The 13,161-nt window shown below is 57.1% G+C and carries 13 protein-coding genes; 8 read left to right on the top strand and 5 right to left on the bottom strand.

Features of this window, described 5'->3' with window-relative positions:
* The first annotated feature begins 67 nt into the window (after positions 1-67).
* From G5195_RS15465 to G5195_RS15455, 3 genes are all read left to right on the top strand, one after another.
* Positions 68-1,624 carry an ABC transporter substrate-binding protein gene (locus tag G5195_RS15465; RefSeq protein ID WP_139472032.1) on the top strand — a complete coding sequence of 519 codons (1,557 nt, stop codon included), beginning with the start codon at positions 68-70 and terminating at the stop codon, positions 1,622-1,624.
* A 99-nt stretch (positions 1,625-1,723) separates the two neighbouring features.
* Positions 1,724-2,698, top strand: a complete 975-nt coding sequence (locus tag G5195_RS15460; protein ID WP_005349514.1) for an ABC transporter permease — start codon at positions 1,724-1,726, stop codon at positions 2,696-2,698.
* 4 nt (positions 2,699-2,702) lie between these two features.
* Positions 2,703-3,644, top strand: a complete 942-nt coding sequence (locus G5195_RS15455) for an ABC transporter permease (protein ID WP_019445927.1) — start codon at positions 2,703-2,705, stop codon at positions 3,642-3,644.
* 209 nt (positions 3,645-3,853) lie between these two features.
* On the opposite strand, the gene dxs is transcribed toward G5195_RS15455, so the two are convergent.
* Genes dxs through xseB form a run of 3 tightly spaced genes read right to left on the bottom strand, consistent with a single transcriptional unit; the run spans position 3,854 to position 6,886 of the window.
* Positions 3,854-5,722 (bottom strand): 1-deoxy-D-xylulose-5-phosphate synthase, encoded by a 1,869-nt coding sequence (gene dxs / locus G5195_RS15450; RefSeq protein WP_421222379.1) that lies wholly within the window; start codon positions 5,720-5,722, stop codon positions 3,854-3,856.
* 21 nt (positions 5,723-5,743) lie between these two features.
* Positions 5,744-6,634 carry a (2E,6E)-farnesyl diphosphate synthase gene (ispA, locus tag G5195_RS15445; RefSeq protein ID WP_005349523.1) on the bottom strand — a complete coding sequence of 297 codons (891 nt, stop codon included), beginning with the start codon at positions 6,632-6,634 and terminating at the stop codon, positions 5,744-5,746.
* A complete protein-coding gene (gene xseB, locus G5195_RS15440) occupies positions 6,635-6,886 on the bottom strand; it encodes an exodeoxyribonuclease VII small subunit (protein ID WP_124241340.1) in 252 nt (83 codons plus the stop codon).
* A 210-nt stretch (positions 6,887-7,096) separates the two neighbouring features.
* Here xseB and pomA point away from each other — a divergent pair, with 210 nt between their 5' ends.
* From pomA to greA, 3 genes are all read left to right on the top strand, one after another.
* A complete protein-coding gene (gene pomA, locus G5195_RS15435) occupies positions 7,097-7,855 on the top strand; it encodes a flagellar motor protein PomA (RefSeq protein WP_216951954.1) in 759 nt (252 codons plus the stop codon).
* 8 nt (positions 7,856-7,863) lie between these two features.
* Positions 7,864-8,757: a flagellar motor protein MotB gene (locus tag G5195_RS15430; RefSeq protein ID WP_421222376.1), complete on the top strand. Its 894-nt coding sequence runs from the start codon at positions 7,864-7,866 to the stop codon at positions 8,755-8,757.
* Positions 8,758-8,913: 156 nt separating this feature from the next.
* Positions 8,914-9,390 carry a transcription elongation factor GreA gene (greA, locus tag G5195_RS15425; RefSeq protein ID WP_216951952.1) on the top strand — a complete coding sequence of 159 codons (477 nt, stop codon included), beginning with the start codon at positions 8,914-8,916 and terminating at the stop codon, positions 9,388-9,390.
* A 54-nt stretch (positions 9,391-9,444) separates the two neighbouring features.
* On the opposite strand, the gene G5195_RS15420 is transcribed toward greA, so the two are convergent.
* Together G5195_RS15420 and yhbY are read right to left on the bottom strand one after the other, a co-directional pair.
* A complete protein-coding gene (locus G5195_RS15420) occupies positions 9,445-10,029 on the bottom strand; it encodes a PilZ domain-containing protein (protein ID WP_421222374.1) in 585 nt (194 codons plus the stop codon).
* 103 nt (positions 10,030-10,132) lie between these two features.
* Positions 10,133-10,429: a ribosome assembly RNA-binding protein YhbY gene (gene yhbY, locus G5195_RS15415; RefSeq protein ID WP_033114153.1), complete on the bottom strand. Its 297-nt coding sequence runs from the start codon at positions 10,427-10,429 to the stop codon at positions 10,133-10,135.
* A 97-nt stretch (positions 10,430-10,526) separates the two neighbouring features.
* Here yhbY and rlmE point away from each other — a divergent pair, with 97 nt between their 5' ends.
* Both rlmE and ftsH read left to right on the top strand, forming a co-directional pair.
* Entirely contained in the window at positions 10,527-11,156 is a 630-nt protein-coding gene (gene rlmE, locus G5195_RS15410; protein WP_216951950.1) for a 23S rRNA (uridine(2552)-2'-O)-methyltransferase RlmE, read from the top strand.
* Between the two features lie 45 nt (positions 11,157-11,201).
* Entirely contained in the window at positions 11,202-13,148 is a 1,947-nt protein-coding gene (ftsH, locus tag G5195_RS15405; RefSeq protein WP_216951949.1) for an ATP-dependent zinc metalloprotease FtsH, read from the top strand.
* Positions 13,149-13,161: the final 13 nt, after the last annotated feature.

Genomic DNA, 13,161 nt, shown 5'->3' with positions numbered 1-13,161 from the left:
GAGCGCCGGTGCGCCGGTCTGCTTGTCAAAAAAGTGTCATAAGAAAGCCAAAAGCATGGAGAACAAGATGAAGAAAGGATTGTCCAAGATTGCCCTGGCGCTGTTTGCCGCCGGTTTCGCCTTCAGTGTCTCAGCCGCTGATATCAAGGTGGGTGTCGCTTCTGACGCCACTTCGCTGGATCCGCAGGAGCAGCTCTCCGGTCAGACCCTGGAGATGTCGCACCTGGTATTCGATCCCCTGATGCGTTACACCCAGGACCTGCAGTTCGAGCCCCGTCTGGCCGAGAAGTTCGAGCGTGTCGATGACAAGACCGTCCGCTTCCACCTGCGCAAAGGGGTCAAGTTCCACTCCGGTAACGATTTTACCGCCGATGATGTGGTGTGGACCGTTAACCGCCTGAAATCCTCCGTCGACTTCAAGGCGATCTTCGATCCCATCAGCGAAGTGAAGAAGGTAGATGACTACACCGTCGATTTGATCACCGCCAAGCCCTTCCCGCTGGTGCTGCAGACCGTCACCTACATCTTCCCGATGGACTCCAAGTTCTACACCGGCAAGACCGAAGCGGGCAAAGACAAGGCCGAGATCGTCAAGAATGGCGACTCCTTTGCATCGACCAATGTCTCCGGTACTGGCCCGTTCACCGTCAAGTTCCGCGAGCAGGGTGTGAAGCTCGATTATGCCCGCAACGCCAACTACTGGGACAAAGCCTCCAAGGGTAACGTTGAGAACCTGACCGTGGTGCCCATCAAGGAAGATGCGACCCGTGTTGCAGCCCTGCTGGGTGGCGACGTGGACATGATCTATCCGGTTGCGCCCAACGATCTGGAGCGCGTGAAGAATGGCAAGGACTCCCAGCTGGTCACCCTGTCCGGTACCCGCGCCATCATCATCGAGCTGAACCAGAACACCAACCCGGCACTGAAAGACAAGCGCGTGCGTCAGGCGATCAACTACGCCATCAACCAGGTGGGCATTGTCGAGAAGATCAACAAGGGCTTCGGTACCCCTGCTGGCCAGCTGAGCCCGAAAGGCTATGCCGGTCACAACGAGGCACTGGTGCCCCAGTATGATCTGGCCAAGGCCAAGGAGCTGATGAAAGAGGCCGGTTACGAGAAAGGCTTCAAGATGACCTTCATCTCCCCGGCTGCCCGCTACGTCAACGACGTCAAGATTGCCCAGGCTGTCTCTGCCATGCTGGCCAAGATCAACATCAAGGTGGATCTGAAGACCATGCCGGTGGCCCAGTACTGGCCCGAGTTTGACAAGTGCGCCGCGGACATGCAGCTGATCGGCTGGCACTCCGACACCGAAGATACCGCGAACTTCTTCGAGTTCCTGACCTTCACCAAGGACGCCAAGACCGGTATGGGTCAGTACAACTGCGCCGGTTATGCCAACGCCGAAGCTGACAAGCTGGTGATGGATGCCAACGCCGAGACCGATCCGGCCAAGCGTGCCGAGATGCTGAAGAAGGTCGAAGCCATGCTGATCGAAGATGCTGCCTACGTGCCGTTGCACTGGGAAGATCTGGCCTATGGCGCCAAGAAGAACGTCGACATCAAGCCGGTGGTCAACGTGATGAACTTCCCTTACCTGGGTGACCTGGTGGTCAGCAAGTAAGAGAACGTCGCAAGGAAGGACGGGGCGGGGTGGTCAGCTGGTCACTCCGCCCACTAACAGAAGCCTGTGCCACGACACAGGCCACGTAGAAGGACAAGCATGTTTACATTCCTGCTGAAACGGTTCTATCAGGCCGTGATAGTGATGTTCGTCATCAGCCTGGTCGCCTTCTCCATCCAGGATAATCTGGGTGACCCGTTGCGCGAGCTGGTGGGACAATCCGTCTCCGAAGCCCAGCGTCACGAGTTGCGCGAGAAGATGGGCCTTAACGATCCCTTCCTCATCAAATACAGCCGCTTTTTGAAAAATGCGGTGCATGGGGATTTGGGCACCTCCTATTTCTTCAAGCGACCCGCTCTCGAGGTGATCCTCGACAAGCTGGTGGCTACCCTTGAGCTGGTGTTTGCTGCCGCGCTCATCATTGTGGTGGTCTCCATTCCACTCGGTGTCTATTCGGCGATCCGCCCGCGCAGCATACCCACCAAGATCATCATGGCGGGGAGCAGTATCGGTATCTCGATCCCGGTATTTTTGACCGCCATCATGCTGATGTATCTCTTCTCCATCCAGCTGGGCTGGCTGCCTGCCTATGGCCGCGGCGAGACCCGTAACCTGCTGGGCTGGGAGTCGGGCTTCTTCACCTGGGACGGCATCCTGCACCTGATCCTGCCGGCGGTGTCGCTCTCTTCCATCATGCTGCCGCTGTTTATCCGGCTGGTGCGCTCCGAGATGCTGGAGCAGCTCTCCTCCGAGTACGTCAAATTCGCCCGCGCCAAAGGGCTGGATAACAATAAGGTCTACTATCAGCACGCCCTCAAAAACACCATGCTGCCGGTCATTACCGTCGGCGGGGTGCAGATCGGCACTATGGTGGCCTACACCATTCTGACCGAGAGTGTGTTCCAGTGGCCGGGTACCGGCTTCCTGTTTCTTGAAGCGATCCACAGGGTCGATACCCCGCTGATCACCGCCTACGTCATCTTCGTGGGACTGATCTTCGTGGTGACCAATACCCTGGTCGACCTGCTCTACGGGTTGATCAACCCGACCGTTAACCTGACTGCCAAGGGGTAAGCGCATGACTAATGCTGTAACTGCAAGCCCAAGCCGTTGGGCACGATTCAAGAACTCTGACATCGTCTACTACTTCCTGCGGGACAAGGTAGCCATGTTCAGCTTTGCGGTGTTTGTGGTGTTCGTGCTGGCGGCGCTGCTGGCGCCCTGGCTCGCTCCGCACAACGTCTATGACCAGACCAGTTTTGATCTGATGGATGCCGAGTTGCCCCCCTCCTGGCTCGAAGGTGGCGAGGAGCGCTTCTGGCTCGGTACCGACAACCAGGGGCGGGATATCTGGAGCACCATCCTCTATGGCGCCCGTATCTCCCTCACTATCGGTCTGTTTGCGGTGGCGCTGCAGCTGGTGCTCGGTATCGTCATCGGTCTGATTGCTGGTTACTTCGGTGGCCGCATCGACAACCTGCTGATGCGCTTTGCCGATGTGCAGTTGTCGTTCTCCACCATGATGGTGGCGATCATCATCTCCGCCATCTTTCAGGCAACCTTTGGCTCCGAGTTCTACTCGAAGTTCGCCATCATGATGCTGGTGGTGATCATCGGTATCGCCGAGTGGCCGCAGTATGCCCGTACCGTGCGCGCCTCTGTGCTGGCGGAGAAGAAGAAGGAGTATGTGGAAGCAGCCAAGGTGATGGGGTTCCGCGCCCCGCGCATCATGTTCCGCCACATTCTGCCCAACTGTTTGTCGCCCATTCTGGTGATCTCCACCGTGCAGGTGGCCAACGCCATCATGAGCGAGGCGGCACTCTCCTTCCTCGGTCTGGGAATGCCGGTTGATCAGCCCTCGCTCGGTTCGCTTATCAGCGTCGGCTTCAACTACATCTTCTCCGGTTCCTGGTGGATCACCGCCTTCCCGGGAATCTGTCTGGTGGTGCTGGTGCTGGTCATCAACCTGCTGGGCGACTGGCTGCGGGATGTGTTTAACCCCAAGATCTACAAAGGTTGATAACCTGCGCAAGAACTTACTGCGAGGCCGTGATCAAGGCTCATGTGCTGCTCGGAATCCTCATGTATTCACATATACTCCGGTTCCTGCGCTGCTCTTTACCTTGTTGACGGACTTCTCGCAACAGTTCTTGAACAGGTTCTAGATTATGAAGAACAAGAAGGGCGCCAGTGAGGCGCCCTTCTTTTGCTTGATAGCTTTAAGCGTTATCAGGCTTGCAGCCAGCTTTCGATACTGCGCTGGATGCCTGCATCGTCCAGACCAAGCAGGGCATAGATCTCCTGCTGGGTACCCTGTTCCACGAAGCGATCCGGCAAGCCGAGGTTGAGTACCGGCTTGCACTGTTTATTGCGCATCAGCAGCTCGTTCACCGCCGAACCGGCGCCGCCCATGATAGCGTTGTCTTCGATGGTGACGAAGTGATCGTGGCTGGCCGCCAGCGACAGCACCAGCGCCTCATCCATCGGTTTGACAAAGCGCATGTCCACCAGGGTGGCATCCAGCGCTTCGGCGGCCGTTTTCGCGTGGTGCAGCAGGGTGCCAAAGGCCAGAATAGCGGTACCCTTGCCCTCTCGCAGGATACGTCCCTTGCCGAGCTCCAGTGCCTGCATCTCTGACGAGATGGGGGAATCGCTCAGACTGCTGCCGCGGGGGTAACGCACGGCGACAGGGCCTTGCTGAAGATAGCCGGTATAGAGCATCTGGCGGCACTCGTTCTCGTCAGATGGCGTCATCACCACCATGTTGGGCACGGTACGCAGGAAGCTGATGTCGAATGCCCCCTGATGGGTCGGACCATCGGCGCCCACTAGACCGGCTCGGTCGATGGCGAACAGCACCGGCAGATCTTGCAGCGCCACGTCATGGATCACCTGATCGTAGGCGCGCTGCAGGAAGCTCGAATAGATGGCCACCACCGGCTTCTTGTCGGCGATGGCAAGACCCGCGGCGAACGTGACCGCATGTTGTTCGGCAATAGCCACATCGAAGTAGCGATCCGGATACTGCTGGCTGAATTTCACCAGCCCGGAGCCTTCTCGCATGGCAGGGGTGATGCCGACCAGCTTTTCGTCTTTGGCCGCCATGTCACACAGCCACTGGCCGAAGATGGCGGAGAAAGTGGGTTTGGCGGCGCTCGCTTTCGGCAGGGAACACTCGTCCGGATTGAACCTGGGCACGGCGTGATAACCGATGGGGTCTTTTTCGGCTGGCTCGTAGCCCTTGCCCTTCTTGGTCTTGACGTGCAGCAGCTGCGGACCCTTGAGATTGCGCATGTTGCGCAGGGTCTCGACCAGCGCTTCTATATCGTGACCGTCGATGGGGCCGATGTAGTTGAAGCCGAACTCCTCGAACAGGGTGCCGGGCACCACCATCCCCTTGAGGTGCTCTTCGGCCCGCTTGGCCAGCTCCTTGACCGGCGGCAGACCGGCCAGCACCTTCTTGCCGCCTTCGCGGATGGTGGTGTAGAGCTTGCCAGACATGACTCGGGCCAGATGGTTGTTGAGCGCGCCGACATTCTCGGAGATGGACATCTCGTTGTCGTTGAGGATCACCAGCATGTCTTTATGGACATCGCCAGCGTGGTTGAGCGCTTCAAAGGCCATCCCCGCCGTGATGGCGCCATCTCCGATCACCGCAACGACCTTGCGACCCAGCCCTTCGCTCTCGGCGGCGACCGCCATACCGAGTGCGGCACCGATGGAGGTGCTGGAGTGGCCGACGGAGAGCACGTCGTACTCGCTCTCGCCACGCCAGGGGAAGGGGTGCAGACCATCCTTCTGACGGATGGTGTGGATCTGGTCGCGGCGTCCGGTCAGGATCTTGTGGGGATAGGCCTGATGGCCCACATCCCAGATCAGCCGATCGAACGGGGTGTTGTAGACGTAGTGCAGGGCCACGGTCAGTTCGACCGTGCCGAGACCGGAGGCAAAGTGTCCGCTGGAGCGGCTGACAGAGCGCAGCAGATATTCGCGCAGCTCGTTGCACAGCACCGGCAGCCGATCTTTGGGCAAGGAACGCAGCTCGACCGGAGTGTCCGCGAGGGCCAGGTTGGGGAAATTGCTAATATCAACGCTCATATTGTTACTGTTATCCAGCGTTTAGTGGGTTCGCTCGATGATGTAATCGGCAAACGCTTCCAGAATGTCGGTATTGTAGGGCAAGGATTGCAGGGCTGTTAAGGCTTTCCCATGCAGTTCGCGAGCCAGCTCACGGGCATTTTCGAGTCCGAGCAGGGCCGGATAGGTACTTTTCTCCAGCGCCAGGTCAGAACCTTGCGGCTTGCCCAAGGTGGCGGTATCACCTGTGATGTCGAGGATGTCATCCTGCACCTGGAAGGCCAGCCCGATGGCTGCTGCGTAGGTTTGCAGGGCCGCCAGCGTGGCGTCATCGACATCGGCTTTGCACAGGGCGCCGAGCGCCACGGCGCACTCAATCAGCGCACCGGTTTTGTGGCGGTGTACCTGCTCCAGCTCGGCGAGCGAGATCTGGCGCCCTTCGGCCTGCAGATCCAGCGCCTGACCGCCGCACATACCGAGATAGCCGGAGGCGCGGGCGAGGGTACTCAGCATCCGCACCCGGTTGGCCATCAAGGAGTCAGGCATGGGGTGATCGGCCAGAATGGAGAACGCCAGGGTCTGCAGCGCATCACCGGCCAGAATGGCGGTTCCTTCGTCAAACGCCTTGTGAACGGTTGGCTGACCACGACGCAAGTCGTCGTTATCCATGGCGGGCAGATCGTCGTGCAGCAGGGAGTAGGCGTGGATGCACTCCACGGCAGCCGCAGGGCCATCCAGCAGTTCGCTCTTGACGCCCAGCATCTCGCCGACCGCGTAGACCAGAAACGGGCGAACCCGCTTGCCGCCCAGCAGCAGGCCATAACTCATGGCATCGCGCAGGCGCGGCGCCATGGCGGGCAAGGATTCAAGTTGTGCTGACAGACAGTCGTCAATACGCTGACGATGCAGACGGGAAAAATGGTCCAGCGCCACTCACTCTTCTCCTTGTTCTGGCTGGAAGGGGGCAAGCTGGTCACTGCCATCGGCCTTGCTCAGCAGGATCTGGATCTTCTGCTCGGCTTGCTCCAGCTTTTGTTGGCCAGCCCGCACCAGATGGATTCCCTGCTCGAACTGTTTGAGGGCCTCCTCCAGCGGTAGGGAACCTTGCTCCAGCTGATGAACGATGGTTTCCAGCTCTTCGAGAGTGGCGTCAAAACTCAGACGGTCGATTTTTTTACTGGCCATGTCCATCCTCGGGAATTGAAAAAACGGCTTATATTAACATCGACCGCCCACCGGGGGGAGGCTGAAAAACGCTGCCTCCTCAAACTCTCGATAAACTGGCCGATAATGAACCATGATTCTCAGTGGATGCATGCTTGCCGCTTGGGTCGCAATAGCAGAAAATTCAACAAACTATAATTGGGCATAAGAACCGGTGACAGGAGTAGGGACGTGGATCTAGGCAGTCTGATAGGGATAGTGCTGGGTTTCGGGGTGGTGGTGTACGGCATGCTGCTGGGGGGCCCCATGAGCATGTACGTCGACATGCCATCGGTCTACATCACCGTATTGGGCTCCATCTTCATCGCCATGATGAAGTTCAACCTAGGCCAGTTTCTGATGGCGTTTAAGGTCGCTGGTAAAGCTTTTATGTACAAGGGCGACAAGCTGGAAGACCTCATAGTTAAAGCCGTTGAGCTTGCCGATGCCGCCCGTAAAGGCGGATTTCTGGCGCTTGAAGCGGCCGAGATTCCCAATCCCTTCATGAAAAAAGGGATCGATATGCTGGTGGATGGCCATGATGCCGATGTAGTGCGCGCAGTGATGGAAAAGGATATCGAGTTGACTGCCGAACGTCACGTCATTGCGATCAAGGTGTTCCGTACCCTTGGGGATCTTGGCCCGGCGATGGGGATGATCGGTACGCTGGTGGGTCTGGTGGCCATGTTGGCCAATATGAGTGATCCCAAATCTATCGGTCCTGCCATGGCTGTAGCCCTCTTGACCACTCTGTATGGTGCGATCGAAGCCAACATGCTGGCCATCCCGATAGCCGACAAGCTGGAACTGCGAAGCGGCGAAGAGCGCCTTAGCCGTTCGCTGATCCTCGATGCCATCATGGGGATCCAGGATGGCCAAAACCCGCGGGTGATCCAGTCCATGCTGCAGAACTATCTGAACCAGTCCAAACGCAACAACGGCAGTGAGTAGGGAGCCCTATGTCTGATTGCAAATGCCCGCCTCCCGGCCTGCCCGGTTATATGGGGACCTTCGCCGACCTCATGTCTCTGCTGATGTGCTTTTTCGTGTTGTTGCTCTCCTTTGCCGAGATGGATGTGCAGAAGTTCAAGCAGATTGCGGGGTCCATGGAGAAGGCATTCGGGGTCCAGAATATCCTTGAGGTGAAAGATATTCCGAAGGGAACTTCTGTCATTGCCCAGGAGTTCCGTCCTGGCCGCCCAGAGCCAACCCCGATTGATACCGTGATGCAGCAGACCATGGACATGACCCAGACCGAGCTGGATTTTTTGCCCGGTGAGGCCGAGCAGGCAGGTGGTCAGGACAAGAGTGATGGCAAGCAGACGGGGGGGGACACAGCTCAGGATGCTCAGAAGGCGCAGCAGCAGTCCAATACCTTGGCAAAGGCGCTGGCCGAGCAGATGAAAGATCAGATCCAGGATGGTGCCATCGAAATCGAGGCGTTGGGACAGCAGATTATTATCCGGATCAGGGAAAAAGCCTCCTTCCCGGCTGGCTCGGCGTTTCTGCAACCCCAGTTCTGGCCGGTTATTCGCAAGGTCGCGACCCTGCTCAAGGATGTACCGGGTGAAATCACCATCTCCGGTCACACCGACAACGTGGCGACCGAAGATGAGCTGTTCCAGTCCAACTGGGAGTTGTCGTCGCAACGGGCGGTGGCGGTGGCGCACCAGATGCTGAAGGTCCCCGGTTTTGATCAGGGGCGACTGGTGGTGCAGGGGATGGCGGACTCCCAACCATTGGTGCCCAATACCACCCCGGAAAATCGTCGGATGAACCGGCGGGTGGAGATCGCCATCATGCAGGGCAAACCGACTGTTTCGGCCCCCATTTCCGTACCGGAAGGGAAGTAAGTGAAGGGAATGTCGATGACGCAAGTGGGATCTGCATCAGGGGGCCGACATGGATTTTGTGTTGGCTTCATATTAAGATGCGCCATCCGAACCGAGTGCTGCGGCGTCCTGACAGATAGCCGCAGCTTCTATTTTCAAGCAACCCAGGTTTCGACTATGAATCATACTCCGATGACTGTTCGCGGCGCTGAGAAGCTGCGCGAAGAGCTCGAATATCTCAAGACCGAGCTTCGTCCCCAGATTATCGAAGCGATTGCTGAAGCCCGTGAGCACGGTGATCTGAAAGAGAATGCCGAATACCATGCCGCCCGTGAGCAGCAGGGGTTCTGTGAAGGCCGCATTCAGGAAATTGAAGCCAAGCTCTCCAATGCCCAGGTGATCGATGTCACCAAGATGACCAACAATGGTCGCATCATCTTTGGTGCCACCGTGACCCTGCTCAAGAGCGAAACAGAGGAAGAGGTTATCTACCGCATCGTGGGTGACGATGAGGCTGACATCAAGCAGAACCTTATCTCTGTCAACTCTCCGATTGCCCGCGCTCTGATTGGCAAGGAAGTGGACGATGTGGCGCTCGTCAAGACGCCCGCAGGTGATGTGGAGTACGAAATCCTGGACGTTGCCTACATCTGATGTAGTTAATGCGGGATGAGACGGGGGAGCACTTGCTCCCCTGTTTGTTGCGCTTCAGGCTGGTTGGTAAGCGTCGTTGAAGGTGTCCTGATGGCGCTGAAACAGCCAGTGACGAAGTCGCTCTATGTTTGCCTCGCTCATCTGGAAACTGAGTGCCCAGGTTGCACGGTCTGCATTAGATTTGACCCGTCTCACCAGCCTGGCCTGCAAGGGAAATGGCGCCTCTGTGGCGATCTGCAGAGTTCCCTGCAAGGTAGTATTCGCCATCATATCTGTGGGCAGATCTTCCACGATGAGGCCATTGAGCGAAAGGCTCAGCACTTGGAGTACTCCATGAGCTGTTTGCAGTGTCGCTTTCTGGGCAAGTCTCCAAGCTCTTGGCTGGGCAAACCCCAGCTCCCGGATCAGTGGCGCAGCGAGCCGAGGCTCGACAAAGCCATCTTCTCTCTGGATAAAGGTGAGGGGGAATCGCAACTGATGGCCTGCATAGCGGGCTTCCAATACCAGCTGTTCGGCTTTTTGCAGCAAGCCAAGCATGGGGTTGTCGAGATGTCCGCTCAGAAGGTGGGTCGCCTCCGTGCATCCCAGCTCCCGCAACATGGTCAGTTCATCGTCGGTCAGAATAGGATGGTGAGCCATGGCACGTGTCCGAAACTATTCATCGCAGGTTAAGGGCTTGGCGACTACTGTGGCAAGCGACTCGGGAAGAAGTGAAATAAGGAAAGAGCAATGCTCTTTCCTTTTACTTGCGAGGCAGCTGGATTTTGGGTTCGTTGGCCTGACGATAGATGGTCAGCACATGACCCATGCTCTGTACTTTTACAGAGCCTGTTTCACGGACGATGGCATCCATAACCAGTTGTTTCATCTCGCGATCTTCAGAGGCAACCTTAACCTTGATCAGCTCGTGATGGTTCAGCGCCAGATCGATCTCCGCCAGTACACCTTCGGTCAGACCGTGCTGACCCAGCAGGACGACAGGCTTGAGGCTGTGGGCAAGGCCCTTGAGGTACTGTTTCTGTTTATTGTTGAGAATCATCGCAATTTCTTCATAAGTCAGGGTTGAAAGGGGCGTATTCTACCCCCACTTAGCCCTTAATACTAATAACCCTTGTGGTTTTTTAAAGCCGATTATCATGACCCAGAAAAAACGTTCCGCCAGCTCCACCCGCTGGTTAAAAGAACATTTCGACGATCAATACGTCAAAAAAGCCCAGAAATTGGGGCTGCGTTCCCGTGCTGTTTTCAAGATCGACGAGATCCAGGGCAAAGACCGCCTGTTGAAAAATGGCATGACGGTAGTGGATTTGGGGGCTGCCCCCGGCGGCTGGTCCCAATTCGCGGTCGAGCAGGTTGGCGAATCGGGTCGGGTCATCGCCTGCGATATTCTGCCTATGGATCCCATTGCCGGTGTCGATTTCCTGCAGGGGGACTTTCGGGAGGAAACTGTACTCGGTGCCTTGCTGGAGCGAGTCGGACCCGACAAGGTCGATGTCGTGATGTCCGACATGGCCCCCAACATGAGCGGCACCCAGCAGGTGGATCAGGCTCGTGCCATGTATCTGGTCGAGTTGGCTCTGGACATGTGTCATCAGGTATTGCGCAGTGACGGCAGTTTTGTGGTGAAGGTGTTTCAGGGGGAGGGCTTTGATGCCTATCTGAATGAAATTCGGAAACTTTTCTCCGCCGTTAAAATTCGTAAACCAGACTCATCCCGCGCCAGATCACGGGAAGTCTACATTGTGGCTACCGGTTTTAAACTGTAGTACCCTAACCTTCATCGTTAACTGTCAGTCTGCGAGGTTACTGATTTGAGTGACATGGCGAAAAACTTAATCCTGTGGCTGGTCATCGCCGTCGTATTGATGTCGGTGTTCAATAGCTTCAGCCCCAGCGATACCACCAGTCGCCAGCTGGACTATTCCAGCTTCGTTAAAGAGGTGACCCAAGATCAGATCCGTGAAGTGCGGATGGACGGTAAGGTCATTAATGGCGTCAAGCGTACTGGTGAACGATTCACCACCATCATCCCGGCGCCGGATCCCCAGCTGCTCAACGATATGCTCAATCACAACGTCAAGGTGATGGGCGAGAAGCCGGAAGAGCCGTCTTTGCTGACCTCTATCTTCATCTCCTGGTTCCCGATGTTGCTGCTGATCGGTGTCTGGGTCTTCTTCATGCGTCAGATGCAGGGCGGCGGTGGCAAAGGCGCCATGTCGTTTGGCAAGAGCAAGGCTCGCCTGATGAGTGAAGATCAGATCAAGACTACCTTTGCCGATGTAGCTGGTTGCGATGAAGCCAAGGAAGAGGTGAAGGAGCTGGTCGACTATCTGCGCGACCCGAGCAAATTCCAGAAACTGGGTGGCAAGATCCCGACTGGCGTACTGCTGGTAGGTCCTCCCGGTACCGGTAAAACCCTGCTGGCCAAGGCCATTGCGGGTGAGGCCAAGGTGCCCTTCTTCACCATCTCGGGTTCTGATTTCGTGGAGATGTTCGTGGGTGTCGGTGCCTCCCGGGTACGTGACATGTTCGAGCAGGCCAAGAAATCCTCCCCCTGCATCATCTTCATCGATGAAATTGATGCGGTCGGTCGCCAGCGTGGCGCCGGTCTGGGCGGTGGTCACGATGAGCGTGAGCAGACCCTTAACCAGATGCTGGTCGAGATGGATGGCTTTGAAGGCAATGAAGGCATCATCGTCATCGCTGCCACCAACCGTCCTGACGTACTGGATCCGGCACTACTGCGTCCGGGCCGTTTCGACCGTCAGGTTGTGGTCGGTCTGCCGGATGTCCGTGGTCGCGAGCAGATCCTGAAAGTGCACATGCGCAAAGTTCCGTTGGCGGATGACGTCAATCCGGCGCTGATTGCCCGTGGTACACCCGGTTTCTCCGGTGCGGATTTGGCCAACCTGGTCAACGAAGCTGCCCTCTTCTCTGCTCGCGAAAGCCGCCGAGTGGTCTCCATGGCTGAGTTCGAAAAGGCCAAGGACAAGATCATGATGGGGGCGGAACGTCGCTCCATGGTGATGAAAGAGTCTGAAAAAGAGATGACTGCGTATCATGAAGCCGGTCACGCCATTATTGGTCGCGTGGTTCCGGATCATGATCCCGTTTACAAGGTCTCCATTATTCCGCGTGGCCGTGCGCTGGGTGTGACCATGTACCTGCCTGAGCAGGATCGCTGGAGCCACTCCAAGCAGCATCTGGAGTCGATGATCTCCAGCCTGTATGGCGGTCGTCTGGCGGAAGAGTTGATCTACGGTGCCGAGAAGGTCTCGACCGGCGCGTCCAACGACATCGAGCGGGCGACCGATATCGCACGCAAGATGGTGACCCAGTGGGGTATGTCCGAGCGTCTCGGCCCGATGCTTTATGCGGAAGAAGATGGTGAAGTGTTCCTCGGCCGCAGCATGGCCAAGGCCAAGCACATGTCCGACGACACTGCGCGCATCATCGATGCCGAGGTGAAGCAGGTCATTGATCGCAACTACGACCGCGCCAAGCAGATCCTGCTGGATAACATGGATGTACTGCACAGCATGAAAGATGCGTTGATGAAGTATGAAACCATCGACGCCAAACAGATCGATGATCTGATGGCGCGTCGCGAGGTTCGTGCTCCGAGCAACTGGCATGACGAGCACGGTGATACCCCGCAAGGCGGTTCCACCGTGGCTGCCGAGGCCAAGCCTGCCGATGAGGCTGCACCGGTGGCGGATGTCACTATCGACAAAGCCAACGACGCTCCGGCCAAATAATCGTGACTCTCCA

Origin of the sequence: Aeromonas sp. 601039, from assembly GCF_049174415.1 — a bacterium.
In the GTDB taxonomy this organism is placed as follows: Bacteria; Pseudomonadota; Gammaproteobacteria; order Enterobacterales; family Aeromonadaceae; genus Aeromonas; species Aeromonas veronii_A.
This window is presented reverse-complemented; position numbering and strand designations above follow the sequence as displayed.

Bases quoted from the DNA above. Each gene is read 5' to 3' on its own strand.
- G5195_RS15420 (WP_421222374.1), bottom strand. From the start codon at position 10,029: ATGGCTCACCATCCTATTCTGACCGACGATGAACTGACCATGTTGCGG.
- G5195_RS15455 (WP_019445927.1), top strand. From the start codon at position 2,703: ATGACTAATGCTGTAACTGCAAGCCCAAGCCGTTGGGCACGATTCAAG.
- G5195_RS15460 (WP_005349514.1), top strand. From the start codon at position 1,724: ATGTTTACATTCCTGCTGAAACGGTTCTATCAGGCCGTGATAGTGATG.
- rlmE (WP_216951950.1), top strand. From the start codon at position 10,527: ATGACCCAGAAAAAACGTTCCGCCAGCTCCACCCGCTGGTTAAAAGAA.
- G5195_RS15430 (WP_421222376.1), top strand. From the start codon at position 7,864: ATGTCTGATTGCAAATGCCCGCCTCCCGGCCTGCCCGGTTATATGGGG.
- yhbY (WP_033114153.1), bottom strand. From the start codon at position 10,429: ATGATTCTCAACAATAAACAGAAACAGTACCTCAAGGGCCTTGCCCAC.
- dxs (WP_421222379.1), bottom strand. From the start codon at position 5,722: ATGAGCGTTGATATTAGCAATTTCCCCAACCTGGCCCTCGCGGACACT.
- xseB (WP_124241340.1), bottom strand. From the start codon at position 6,886: ATGGCCAGTAAAAAAATCGACCGTCTGAGTTTTGACGCCACTCTCGAA.
- greA (WP_216951952.1), top strand. From the start codon at position 8,914: ATGAATCATACTCCGATGACTGTTCGCGGCGCTGAGAAGCTGCGCGAA.
- G5195_RS15465 (WP_139472032.1), top strand. From the start codon at position 68: ATGAAGAAAGGATTGTCCAAGATTGCCCTGGCGCTGTTTGCCGCCGGT.